We start from the raw sequence: 12343 nt of genomic DNA, 5'->3' as shown, positions 1-12343 counted from the left end.
CCGCACCGGCAACCATGGCGATCGGGGCGCTGGGGATCGGGCTCAGGACAATGGCCGTGATCATCAGGCCAATGATACCCACCGGCCCCCAATACCCCAGTTGGTCAATCCATTCCGACAAGGCCGCCTTGTTGGTCACGGTGGTCAATGCTCCGGTCTCCAGCATGACCCAATAGATCGCAGCCAGTGCAACCAGCAAGAGCAGAACCCCGACTACTTTTGCTTTTGCGTTCGGTCTAACTCCCATGCCTGCCATGGGTACCCGATGAAATTCATGGTTCAGGGTGGTAGTCATAGTCTCCTCTGGCGTTCTTACTCGCGCGTCCAGAATCGTCCCTGTTTTTCGAAAACAGGTACTTGCCGAGGGCTGCGACGCCAAGTACCAAGGCGACGATGAGCAAAAGGGATATCAACCCCCTTCCCGCCATTCCAAACATGCATGCCTCATTCGTCATCATGTCAATCTCCTGATTCTGTGTGTGCCAGGCCTCTTACGAGACACTGGCCTGTGCGGCTCCGCTTTCGCTGATACTGCTCTCCACGGAGCTTCCGCTATCGGATTTGAACCGGCCCAGTCGGAGGGAATTGGTCACCACAAACACACTGGAAAGGCTCATGGCACCCGCAGCCAGCATGGGGTTGAGCAGATAACCGGTAAACGGGAACAGAACACCTGCGGCCACGGGGATCAGTGCCAGGTTGTATCCGTAGGCCCAGACAAAATTGCCAAGAATCGTTTTGCGGGTGCGCCGGGAGAGCGCTGCAGCATCCACGATGCCCCGGAGGTCGCCGCGCATCAGAACCACGTCGCCGGCCTCGATGGCAATGTCGGTACCGGTGCCGATGGCGATACCCACATCGGCTTGCGCCAGGGCCGGTGCGTCATTGATACCGTCACCCACAAAAGCAACCCGGGCACCTTCCTCTTGCAGGCGCTTCACTTCGGACGCTTTCTGGTCCGGCAATACCTCCGCAAGCACCCGTTCGATACCGGCTTGCCGCGCAATCGCCTCGGCGGTGGCGCGGTTGTCACCGGTGAGCATGGCCACGCTGAGCCCTGATGACTTGAGCGCAGCAATCGCTTCCACCGAGCCGTTCTTGAGCGGATCGGCCACGGCAATCAGCGCGGCGAGGCGTCCGTCGACGGCAACATACAGCGGGGATTTGGCTTTTTCAGCAAGTGACACCGCATCGTCGGCGACGCTGGCCAGGTCGATACCGAGGCGGCGCATATAACGGTCCGCGCCCACATTGATCCGGCGTCCGGCCACCTGTGCCTGGATGCCGTAGCCCGGCTCCGCCTGGAATTCACTGATCGCGGGTAACGTGAGGCCCCGATCCCTTGCGCCCTTGACGATGGCTTCCCCGATGGGATGTTCACTTTCGGTCTCCACAGCCGCAACCCAGGCCAGGACCTCATCCTCGCGGCCTTCCACCAGGATGAAATCTGTCAGCTCAGGCTGGCCCCGAGTCAGGGTGCCGGTTTTATCGAGGACGATGGTGTCCATCCGAGACAGTGTCTCCAGGGCCGCGCCTTTGCGGAACAGCACGCCCATTTCGGCGCCCTTACCGGTTCCGACCATAATGGCTGTTGGCGTAGCCAGTCCCATCGCGCAGGGACAAGCAATCAGCAGTACGCTGACCGTCGTGACGAAGGCAAAGGACAGGGCCGGCTCGGGCCCGAAGCTGAACCAGGTGATGAACGTCAGAATCGCGAGCACAATCACAATGGGAACGAAAATTCCCGCTATCTTGTCGGCCAGCGCCTGAATCGGGGGTTTATCAGCCTGGGCCGATTCCACCATTCTGATGATCTGTGCCAGAACGGTGTCCGCACCGACCCTCGTAGCCCGGAACGTCAGGGAACCGTTCTTATTAATGGTTCCACCCACCAGCTCGGCGTCTTTCTGTTTGGCCACGGGAACGGGCTCGCCGCTGATCATGGACTCGTCCACGTAGGATTGGCCTTCCTCCACCACGCCATCAACAGGAACCCGCTCTCCCGGGCGCACCTGGATACGGTCACCAGGTACCACGGCTTCGATGGGCACTTCGACGGCTTCCCCATCCCGAATGACACGGGCGGTCTTGGCCTGCAATTGCAGAAGTTTTTTGATTGCCTCCGACGTTCGGCCTTTGGCGACGTGCTCAAAGTAGCGTCCCAGCAGAATGAGCGTCACGATTACTGCCGCTGCCTCGAAATAGCTTTCGGCGGTACCGGCGGGAAAGAATCCTGGAACCAGCAGTGCTGCGACGGAGTAGAAATAGGCAGCGCTGGTGCCGATCATAACCAGGCTGTTCATGCCAGGATTGGCATGGCGCAATTCAGTGTACCCGGACCGGAAAAACCTCAGTCCGGCATAAAACAACACCGGCGTGGTTAGTAGCCACTCAATTGCCATCCATCCCCGATGGGGTAAGACACTGACATATAGAGCCTCAAGAGCAGGGATCATTTTACCCATGGCAATCAGAACAATCGGGATAGTCAGCGCCGCAGCGAAGAGCACTTTCCGGCGGAGGTCGATGCCCTCCCTGTCCTGCTCTTCCGTTTCGCTATTGGCGTCCGGCTCCTGAGGTTCATACCCTGCGTCGCGGATAGCCTGATGAATTCGCGGCACTGACAAGGTGTCAGACAGGAACTCCACAAACGCTTTCTGGGTAGTCAGATTGACACTGGCCTTGACCATGCCGGGTTGCTTGTTCAATGCCCGCTCAACCCGGGATACGCAGGAGCCACAGGTCATTCCGATGACCGGAATTTCAGCCGACTGTACTCGTGGCTGATAACCCGCCTCCTTAATCAAGTCGATTAGCGTGGCCGGCGTGGCCGGCTGGTCAAATTTCACGGTGGCTTTTCCGGTCGCCAGATTCACCTGGGATTCCGCAACGCCGCGCTGACCCATGAGCGCCTTTTCAATCCGTCCGACGCACGAAGCGCAAGACATTCCATCAACACGAATCTCTATTCGTTGCATACCCGTTTGGCTCCTCGGCACAGATAACTGTGTGCCTCTAAATCAATGCATCCGCAGGCGATTGCCAGCTTCACCCTTGCTGGGCTATAGCTTCAACAATCGGGCAGCCATCCATCGGCCCCTCACCGGAGCATTCCTTCAGTGTTTCAGACAGGACGGCCTCGATGCGGGACAGACTCTGAATCTGATGCCGGATTTTTTCCAGTTGCTTCTTTGCAATTTGCCTGGCCTCGGCACGGTCGCCATTGGCGTCCTGAAGCATCAGGAGTTCGCGAATCTCATCAAGGGTGAAACCCCATTGCTTGGCGTGGATGATGAATTGCAGCCTGGCGATCGCATCCTCGGGGTAACGACGATAATTCGATTGGTTTCGGGCAGGCTCGGGCATGAGATTTTCCCGCTCGTAAAAGCGAATGGCATGGCTGGCCACGCCGCTTTTATCAGAGAGTTCGCCAATATTGAACGTTTTCATTCTTGCACCTCAAAACAAGTGATCAATGACTGATGCCAACCATAACCTTAAAGTGAACTTTAAGGTCAAGGCATTTTTTCATGCTTTGTCAGACCGGTGGCGGTACACCAAACTGACCCAAGGTCCCCCGTTTTGAGTCAAGTGGGGCGAAAAGACGGAGACACTGTAATGAAGGGTTTTGAAAGGCTGGTTACGCTGATGTTAGGACTTTTCCCGTCCCTTTTCGCATTCGCTGATGGGCCCGGGCGCCCCCAGTGAAGTGTGGCGCTACAGGGCGGAATTGCTGAAAGGTCCAAAAAACACAGTCTCCGAAAATCCGGACAGTTACCTCGGCCCAACGATCCGGCTACGCCGCGGCCAAACCGTCAAAATCCATATTCACAATGAGCTGCCAGAGGACACCACCGTCCACTGGCACGGACTTCACGTGCCGTCCGACGTAGACGGACAGCCAAGACTACCGATCCGCCCAGGCGAGACAATGACTGTTGGCTTCGAGGTATTGGACCGGGCCGGACTGTTCTGGTACCACTCTCATGCCCACGGCAAGCAAGGTGGTCGCGTAGGATTTCAAAGTTACGCAGGGTTGGCCGGACTCCTGATCGTTGAAGACGAGGAAGAAGCGGACCTCAAATTGCCGTCGGGCGATAACGAGCTGCTGCTGGTGCTTCAGGACCGCACCTTTGCTGGTAACAATGAACTGGTTTACATGGGCCGTGGCATGGGGTCCATGATGGACCGTATGCACGGTTTTCTGGGGGATAGAGTGCTGGCTAACGGGGCGCCTCCAACCACCCGCAAGGTTGCCACCCGCCCCTACAGAATTCGAGTCCTCAATGGGTCCAACGCCCGCATCTACAAACTGGCCTGGAGCGACGGGCGACCTGTCACCGTTATCGGTGCAGACGGCGGCCTTCTTCAGGAACCGGAAGACAGGCCTTACGCCGTGCTGGCTCCGGCTCAGCGGCTTGATATATGGGTCGATCTTTCCGAGTTCCAGCCGGGTGATACGCTGGAGCTTATCAGTGACCGTTTCCGGGCAGGCATGATGAGCGGAGGTATGATGGACGGAATGGGCATGATGGGCAGCAACGCCCTGCCCCTTGGCAGCCGATTCCCCTTGGCCAGGCTGGAGGTGTCCAAGTCATTAAAGGCCAGCGAACCTTTACCGGCACAGCTAGGTGTGCAGCGGCAAAAAATACCGGTAAACAGCAATACGCGAATCCGGTCGTTCGAGTTAAGCCCGGTGATGATGCGGGGATTTGCCATGAATGGCCGGCGGTTTGACGGAACGAATGTTGCTGATGACGAAAAAGTCCGCCTTGGTGACACGGAAATCTGGGAATTCCACAACAGCACACCGATGCCTCACCCGATGCATATTCATGGCTTGCAATTCAACGTTGTAGGGCGACGAGGCGGCAACTCGGACAGTCTACAGCAGGGCCTGGTAGACAGTGGCTGGCACGACACGGTTCTGGTTATGCCTCGTGAAACGGTTCAGGTGGCGATGAAATTCGAGCGCTTTGACGGCCTTTACATCTACCACTGTCATAACATGGAACATGAGGATGCAGGGATGATGCGCTATTTTCAGGTGCAAAGCTAAGCGCTACCAGTCTCCTTGGTCTGCTCAACCGTTGTCACCGAGCCCGAATATCACCAGCTGTTCCCAGCCAAAGGTGAGTCCCGCGATGACCCCGAAGGCGCCAAACAACCACCAACGCCGTGGCCCTGTCAGCAAACCCACCGGTCCTCCTCTCATTATCGTCCCTCATTTTTACCGTGGTTGTTGGTTGCTCATTTTCACCGCTTATGCGGTAAACAGTTGCAGTTGAGCATTTTTGAGAAAATAACGTTGAAGCACGGTTTAAGGTCAAGACTTTTGTCAGAATGGTCAAAGTGAATTCACCTTGAGCCTTTGGATATCGATGGCGTTGTGTCATTGAAATAAAAACTGCTAGGATTTGGTGAACTGAAAGTCGAGCTGTGTGTCACAGCGTTGAACCTTTACAGCTTGGTGCTTGGAATCAGGATGACCGCAACAACCCGCCAATTTATTTCCGCGCTGCTATCACTGCTTCTGGTGATAAGCGGACCGGCATTGGCTATGTCCAAAATAGCGGACAGCGACGCGGACACTGCGATGCCGGATTGTGGTTCCATGATGATGGCTCAGGCTGAGAGCGCCGGCTCCTCAACAGACACTGAAGCGGATTGTGCCTCAGCCCCTGACATGGCCTGCCCGAGCGCCAGTGGGCTGATCAAATGCGGGGTCAGCGTCAGCGTTGCCCTGTTACCGGGGGATTCCATCGGTTTTACCGATACGGGCTCCCACCCGGTATTGACCGCACGATCAACCTTCTACCAGGATCCGTTCCTGGCTTCTATTACGCCCCCTCCAGAACACCACTCCTGAGTTTTAACCCGGATTTTTGCCTCTAGGAGGCAAGCTCTTTAACGTTAATTCTTACAACAAAGTCTCGTACTTCCGTCCATCCGTAACGAGACTTTAACTGGAGTAAATCAAATGCGTAATTCAAAAATCAACCTCACCGTAACCGCCGCCGTTCTGGCAGGCAGTGTTGCCCTCTTCTCTGCCGTTGCCCACGGCGAAGGAGCCGGCATGATGGCCGGACATTCCGAGCAAAATGGCATGATGTCCTCGCAAGGCATGGAGGGTATGGGCGGCATGATGGGGATGATGTCCGATATGTCCCCAGAAGACCGCAAAGCCATGACCGAAGCGTGCATGAAGATGATGCAGGCTCATGGTGGCGATGGCATGAAAGACAAAGACACCGGCACCAAATAACCATTTGGACACCCTCATGAACTGAAGCTATGGGCCGGGGACGCATGTGCATCCCCGCGCCCTGCACTACATGTAAGCGATTCCAACCGAGGATTTTCCATGAAGACCATGAAACTCGCCCTTTATACGGGTATAGCCGCTGTCGTTATCGGCGCTGGCACCACCTTGGCCATCCAGACCAACGAATCTGACCAGTCATCGGTTGCGCAAGCCGAGAGTGGAAAGACAGGTCAGGCCATCACCATTTACAAAAGCCCCAATTGCGGTTGCTGCCAGGACTGGGCCGAGCACCTCGCGGCCAATGGCTTTGAGACCCGCATCGTTGAAACCAACAACCTTAATGAAATCAAGCAAAAGTACGACGTACCCCGAGATATGGCGTCCTGCCACACTGCGCTGATCGGAAACCTGGTGATTGAGGGCCATGTGCCGGCCAATGACATCGTCGCCTACCTTGAGGACCCGCAGTTCAATACGATTGGGCTATCAGTGCCGGGCATGCCCCATGGCACCCCCGGCATGGAAACCGGCCGGAAGGACGATTATCAGGTCATCGCTTTTAACGCCAATGGCAAGCAGGGTGTTTTCCGTGAACACAAGGATTACTGAGGTCAGCCCCATGAAAGCGAAGGTTTACCGCCTGAATTCTGGCGTTTCCAGGCTTTTCCTGTTCGCGTTGATTGCCGTCATGCCGGGCCTGGTTCAAGCCCAGTCTGCGACTGATGGCCAAGCAGTGAAGGCGCTGACGACTGACGCCTCCGGCGCCCTACTGGTGCTTCGGAATAGCGGCCTGCTTGCCGTGGAAGGCCAGAGCACTACCGAGATCCCGCTGCCACCGTCCGATTCCGGCGCTCCCCCTCGGTCCATGGCAAAGGGCGCGGACGAAAGTCTGTACCTGGCAGGGCCTGGCCTTGGTATCTGGCGCTATGACAACGCCAGCAAGCGCTGGCAATCCCTCAATGACACCCTGCCGGATCTCGGAATCACGGCGATTGCCGCCCACGCCACCCAAGCCGAAACGCTTTACGTCTATCTCGGTGACGGTGGCATGTTCCGATCCAGGGACGGCGGTGCCGAATGGGTGAAGGTAGACAGTGGCCCCCGGGAGCCGGTGCAGGCATTCCTGCACTCGGATATGCCGGGCAGTATGGAAAGTGGCTGGCTGTTCGCTGGCACCACCCGCGGCGTTGCCCGCTCCATGGACTGTTTCTGCTTCTGGGGCGATGCCGGCGAATTACGAGGGACTGTGACTGCTATTGATTACGATCCTTCTGCCCCGGAGAACGTCTACGCCGTGATCGAGGGGCAACTTCACCACAGTTCGGACGGTGGCGAAACCTGGGCTGGCCTTAAGATACCCGAGCCAGTCACCGCTCTGACATTCTCACTCAAGGAAGGACTCGTGGTGGGCACAGAGGATGGAGATCTGCTTTCGCAGAACGCCTCTGGCGAATGGGTACCTGTTCATGAATAAGTGGTCTTTCCCGCTGGTCTTGCTCGTTGCCCCGGCCCTTGTGGTGGCGGGGGGCGCGCCACCAAACAGTGACAGTGGGCCGACCGAGGTGGCCGAGGGTCGCCAGATTTACGAGCAATACTGCGCCGCCTGCCACGGATGGCAGGGCGAGGGTGCTGCCGACTGGACCAAACCGGATGAGAAAGGCGAAATGCCCCCGCCACCGCACGATGAGACAGGCCACACCTGGCGCCACAGCGATGCCATGTTGTTCAGGATGATTGCCGAGGGCTGGCGACATCCCTTCAATAAAACGGATAGGCTGACGATGCCGGCGTTCAAGGACATCCTCACCGACCAGGAAATTCAGTTGGTGATCGAGTACCTGAAAACGCTATGGACGGAAGACCAGCGCCGTTATCAACGGAGCGAAAGTCAGGACGTTAATTAGGCTGAGGGTCCTTCCTGATTTCTCACGGACACCAGACAACACTCACGCTAGATCTCGGGTAACTCGAAAATGTCGTTGAATCAGCACTTCAAGAAATGGTCATGGTTATTCGGTATCGCCGGTTTCAGTCTGATGGTCGCTGCAATTTTCGTGCTGCCGCAGTACCTGAAGCCAGATCTGGATGCCGGTGTCACTTTTTACGCCACCGAGGGATGCGCACCTTTCAAGGGTCAGTGTATCGGGCGAAAGGACAATCAAGCCATCACAGTCGGTTTAGGTAATGAAGCCATCGAATCTATGACAGAAATTCCCATTCGTGTGCATCTCGCTAACATGACAGCAGACTCCCTAATCGTCGATTTTGAAGGGCTTGAAATGTACATGGGCGTGGTCCGCACCCAGCTGGTACCGAATGCCCAGGGCGTCTACCAGGGAACCTTTACCCTGCCGGAGTGCGGTACAGGCAAAATGCTATGGCGGGCACGGGCCATTATCAATAACGGCAGGTCCAGGGAAGGCATCAAATTCGATTTCTGGGCAATTTGACAGACTCACCGAACTTGGAGGGCTAAATGCCTGATCTTGCAACTTGGGGAATTGCCGCCGCGTTTGCCGGTGGTCTCATATCGTTTTTTTCACCCTGCACGCTACCTCTGGTTCCCGGCTACCTGTCGGTCGTGACTGGAGGTGCCCTGACCGAGGCTTCGAATCGGTTGAAGGCCCTTTGGCTGAGCCTGTGTTTTGTGATGGGGTTCAGTCTGATCTTTATTGCCCTGGGAGCAAGCGCAAGTGCTTTAGGGCAATGGTTGATGGCCTATCGTGAAGAGGCCAACCTGGTGGCCGGCGTGCTCATCATTCTAATGGGTCTGTTTATGCTGGGTTGGTGGAGCATGCCGGCGTTGCAGCGCGAATGGCGCATTGGACAGTCACTAGAAGGCGGACGTCCCACTGCCGCCTTTCTTCTGGGGATAGCATTTGCCATCGGCTGGACACCCTGTATAGGTCCCATACTCGGGGCTATATTGGCGCTCAGCTCCACCCATGCCAACGCCGAGGCAGGTATGTTGTATCTTGCTGCCTATTCGTTAGGGCTGGCTCTTCCCTTCCTGGGAACTGCCCTATTCATTGAGCACTTTCGCCGACGAGTGCGCTGGTTCAGTCGCTGGAGTCGACTGCTGAGAGTGTTTGCAGGCCTGGTACTCGTTGTCATGGGCGTGTTGGTGCTCACCGGTCAGATGACTCTATTCGCGTCATGGATGTTGTCGACGTTTCCAGTTCTTGGAAGGCTTGGCTGAGCTTCCTACAACCAAACTAACGAGAACGGTTCACGGATTCATACTCAAATACTGCGTATGAACAGCTTTCATGAACAAATGGGGCTGCCTTTTCGTTAATGGTTTTGCATTGCCGAACCATTGAAGCGGTTCATCGTTCTTCAAGACTGGATCAAAAACCGGCTCGCAGTGGAGAGTCGCGAATGTCCGCTTTTGTTTAACAGCGGGAACAAGCGCCACCACATCCCGTAAGCAACGGTCAAAACCGACCTTTCTATATTGCCCAAGAAACTGACAGTGTTCCAAAGCTGAAGTTGTCTTTATGGCGCTCGTCTTCGCTGGTCGAGGCACGCAATGTGACCGCGGCCAGCAGGTGATCCCACTGCCAGATAGCGCCCAGACCAAGCCGACCAATCAGCGGCCCTTCGTCGAAACGATAAGCCCCGGCATTGTCGTCGATGTAGGAATAGCCTACATACTCCACACCCAGCCCCACATATACTGACCAGCTACTGCCTGAATCCTTGAACGAGCCCGGCAAAGCGATGGTTGAGGATGTACCAGCGTAGTCCGGATCCGATCACAGACAAACGCTATTCAATGTTGCCGCCCTGCCCGAGTTGCAGGAGTTTTCGGCCATGCGCAGCCTGTATGCCACCCACCACATCGGTTCCAAGCTGATTCCCCCACCCTTGCGGCTTGTCGCTTCCCGTGGCTTTGTGCACCCATTTCTGAACCGACTCGGCACCGCTTTCGGGCCCAATAACACCAATGTGAGCACCAAAGCCGGTAATCGTATCGGCGTTCCAGCTCCATAGTGTGCCGCTGAGCGACAGGTGGCCGGCATAGGGAATGTCGTCGAACTGCGGATCTTCAACCGTAATATCTTCAGGCGTAACCATGAATTGCCGCAAACTCAGGCTTACCGCCTGCTTTGAATCAGCAGTTCCAATACCTGGCAGAAAGCGCAGCTCATCACGCAGAATCCGGGCAAATCTTGCCGACTTTCCATCGTTCTCGTCAGCGGTGTCTGTCAGATACGAAAAGCGTACCCCGTTTGTATAGCCGCGATCGGTTCCGGTAAGCAGGTCGTTATCCCAGGACAGGTTCACGACTTCAGCCTTCAGGCTGGTTGGGAAAACACTAATGACGAAAAACAGCAGGAGGGCACATCCGCAGCGACAACTCAAATCCAGTCTCTCCGGTTGATACAAGAGTTAACAAGCATGGCCTATGTCGAGTCATACCGTTACAACGGCCACTCAATCAGATGTGCAGACTAAGTCGCTTTCCCTCGCTTTTCTAGCTCCCTCCCATCGACGCAGTCAGCTCTTCCGGATTAACGTGCCGCCGGACGAGATAAGAACACCCGATTACTTGGAAAAGTTCAGCTGTAGTCAATCGACCTGACAGATACTGGCTCTTTAGCTATTGGTAGTCTGAACTCTACACTAATCGCCCCGAGTGTCAGCTGTGGTTGCCGAATCCCGCCCGTTACTCTTGATAACCTCTGATGCGGCCAACCCTTGACTGTTAACGAGTGCCGATGGGTGATACTCTCTCGCAAAATATAGCTTTCTACAGGCGGACTCTCGGACTATCCCGCTCGACAACTGTCCAATTTCGGACAGTTAAAACCAGACATTTTTTCTGAGCTTGAAGTTCGCATAGTAAACTGTAAAGCTAGAAATTAAGCAGCTGGGGCAGTGGTCATTCTGTCCAGGTAGAGCCATCTCCAACCTGACAAATGCGTGCCCAAACTTGGGATAAAACGTGTAACTAGCGGTGTTAACAGAACTTTTTTGAACTTCCGTCCAGCCTGCAAGTTACTGACGAACAACGATTTAGACCCACCGACCTCACTCCAAACCGACCCCAATCGGCGCCCTCCGGAGGCAGAGGTCAGAGGTTCGAATCCTCTCAGGCCGAACCGGACTGGACGCTGCCGATACACGACAACCAGGTGTTTGGCCAGGTTCTGTTTGACCGGATGGAATACCAGCGTGACGGCGACAACGAATTGGCCCTGTGGGACGCCCAGGCCTGGATTGGTAAAGATCGCAATCGGCTCTGGGTCGAAACGGAAGGTGAGACTGATCTATCCAGCGACAGCGGCGACATCGAAAATTTTGATGTGCAGTACAGCTATCGCTTCGATCGCTTCTGGGATATACAGACAGGATTGGGTGCCCAGACAACGTTTGGCCCCAGCCCTAATAAGGAGCGCTATTCGGCCATTGTTGGATTGCAGGGACTTGCCCCCTACTGGTTTGAGGTAGACACAAATCTCCGAGTCACCGACGACGGTGACGTGTCATACGATCTTGAAGCCGAGTACGACTGGCTGCTGACCCAAAGGCTCATTTTGCAGGGCCGCGGCGAAACGCTCGTTGCCTTCAGCGATGTTGAGGAGTGGGGCGTCGGTAGTGGCATCAATAATGTGGGCCTGGGGCTCCGTCTGAGATACCACTTTTCGAGGGAGTTTGCGCCCTACGTGGGTGTTTCTTACACCCGCTTTCTGGGCAACACAGAGGACCTTCGTGAGCGCGAGGGGGAAGACGTCGAGTCCTCCAGCTTCGTGGCGGGCGTCCGGTGGTGGTTTTAGTACGATAATGCCCAGTAGAAAAGGCTGGCCCCTTTGCGTGGGTCAGCTAGTGTCCTCATTTGGAGGATTTCGTCAAAATCATTGCCGACCTTCCGCATGTTCGGCTCAATGACAAACGGCCGGACTAAGGCCCGGCCGTTGTATCAGATCATGAAATTACACGTTGATCAGTAACTGATATTGACCATAGCTACGACCTTATAGGTATCCTCCGGGTCATCTCCGTAGAAGTCTCCCATGAAACCGTAAGAACCGCGGAGGCTGATGTCATACACGCCGGCAAACTTTTTACCAA

General features: G+C 55.7%; 15 protein-coding genes and 1 pseudogene. 9 read left to right on the top strand and 7 right to left on the bottom strand.

The window, feature by feature from the left end:
• The 4 genes and pseudogenes from BM035_RS21530 to BM035_RS21515 all read right to left on the bottom strand — a co-directional run.
• Positions 1–295: pseudogene (locus BM035_RS21530) on the bottom strand (TVP38/TMEM64 family protein); the annotation flags it as partial.
• Entirely contained in the window at positions 273–458 is a 186-nt protein-coding gene (locus BM035_RS21525; RefSeq protein ID WP_008173735.1) for a hypothetical protein, read from the bottom strand. The gene BM035_RS21525 and the pseudogene BM035_RS21530, both read right to left, overlap by 23 nt.
• A gap of 33 nt (positions 459–491) precedes the next feature.
• Complete coding sequence (locus tag BM035_RS21520) at positions 492–2978, bottom strand: heavy metal translocating P-type ATPase (protein ID WP_039882017.1); 2487 nt, start codon at positions 2976–2978, stop codon at positions 492–494.
• 70 nt (positions 2979–3048) lie between these two features.
• Positions 3049–3450, bottom strand: coding sequence for a MerR family transcriptional regulator (locus BM035_RS21515; protein ID WP_008173731.1), 402 nt, complete (start codon positions 3448–3450; stop codon positions 3049–3051).
• 235 nt (positions 3451–3685) lie between these two features.
• Here BM035_RS21515 and BM035_RS21510 point away from each other — a divergent pair, with 235 nt between their 5' ends.
• Positions 3686–5059, top strand: coding sequence for a multicopper oxidase family protein (locus BM035_RS21510; RefSeq protein WP_081467537.1), 1374 nt, complete (start codon positions 3686–3688; stop codon positions 5057–5059).
• 24 nt (positions 5060–5083) lie between these two features.
• On the opposite strand, the gene BM035_RS23150 is transcribed toward BM035_RS21510, so the two are convergent.
• Positions 5084–5215 (bottom strand): hypothetical protein, encoded by a 132-nt coding sequence (locus BM035_RS23150; RefSeq protein WP_263645069.1) that lies wholly within the window; start codon positions 5213–5215, stop codon positions 5084–5086.
• A gap of 270 nt (positions 5216–5485) precedes the next feature.
• Between BM035_RS23150 and BM035_RS21505 the strand changes: the two genes are divergently transcribed.
• The 7 genes from BM035_RS21505 (at position 5486) to BM035_RS21475 (ending at position 9464) form a co-directional block, all read left to right on the top strand.
• Positions 5486–5869 (top strand): hypothetical protein, encoded by a 384-nt coding sequence (locus BM035_RS21505; protein ID WP_008173725.1) that lies wholly within the window; start codon positions 5486–5488, stop codon positions 5867–5869.
• 111 nt (positions 5870–5980) lie between these two features.
• On the top strand, positions 5981–6265 hold the full coding sequence (locus tag BM035_RS21500) for a hypothetical protein (protein WP_008173724.1): 285 nt from the start codon (positions 5981–5983) through the stop codon (positions 6263–6265).
• Positions 6266–6364: 99 nt separating this feature from the next.
• Positions 6365–6874 (top strand): DUF411 domain-containing protein, encoded by a 510-nt coding sequence (locus BM035_RS21495; RefSeq protein ID WP_008173723.1) that lies wholly within the window; start codon positions 6365–6367, stop codon positions 6872–6874.
• Positions 6875–6884: 10 nt separating this feature from the next.
• Positions 6885–7739, top strand: coding sequence for a WD40/YVTN/BNR-like repeat-containing protein (locus BM035_RS21490; RefSeq protein WP_008173722.1), 855 nt, complete (start codon positions 6885–6887; stop codon positions 7737–7739).
• Positions 7732–8169 (top strand): c-type cytochrome, encoded by a 438-nt coding sequence (locus BM035_RS21485; protein WP_008173721.1) that lies wholly within the window; start codon positions 7732–7734, stop codon positions 8167–8169. Before BM035_RS21490 ends, BM035_RS21485 begins: the two co-directional genes overlap by 8 nt.
• A 69-nt stretch (positions 8170–8238) precedes the next feature.
• A complete protein-coding gene (locus tag BM035_RS21480; RefSeq protein WP_008173720.1) occupies positions 8239–8715 on the top strand; it encodes a hypothetical protein in 477 nt (158 codons plus the stop codon).
• A 26-nt stretch (positions 8716–8741) separates the two neighbouring features.
• Positions 8742–9464 (top strand): cytochrome c biogenesis CcdA family protein, encoded by a 723-nt coding sequence (locus BM035_RS21475; protein ID WP_008173719.1) that lies wholly within the window; start codon positions 8742–8744, stop codon positions 9462–9464.
• 253 nt (positions 9465–9717) lie between these two features.
• Here the strand turns inward: BM035_RS21475 and BM035_RS23090 are convergent, their stop codons facing one another.
• Together BM035_RS23090 and BM035_RS23085 are read right to left on the bottom strand one after the other, a co-directional pair.
• Positions 9718–9939: a lipid A-modifier LpxR family protein gene (locus tag BM035_RS23090; RefSeq protein WP_008173718.1), complete on the bottom strand. Its 222-nt coding sequence runs from the start codon at positions 9937–9939 to the stop codon at positions 9718–9720.
• Positions 9940–10036: 97 nt separating this feature from the next.
• Positions 10037–10555, bottom strand: a complete 519-nt coding sequence (locus BM035_RS23085) for a lipid A deacylase LpxR family protein (RefSeq protein WP_254775559.1) — start codon at positions 10553–10555, stop codon at positions 10037–10039.
• 851 nt (positions 10556–11406) lie between these two features.
• Here BM035_RS23085 and BM035_RS21455 point away from each other — a divergent pair.
• Positions 11407–12048 (top strand): copper resistance protein B, encoded by a 642-nt coding sequence (locus tag BM035_RS21455; protein WP_217646373.1) that lies wholly within the window; start codon positions 11407–11409, stop codon positions 12046–12048.
• Positions 12049–12343: the final 295 nt, after the last annotated feature.

Source organism: Marinobacter sp. DSM 26671 (assembly GCF_900112835.1).
In the GTDB taxonomy this organism is placed as follows: Bacteria; Pseudomonadota; Gammaproteobacteria; order Pseudomonadales; family Oleiphilaceae; genus Marinobacter; species Marinobacter flavimaris.
This window is presented reverse-complemented; position numbering and strand designations above follow the sequence as displayed.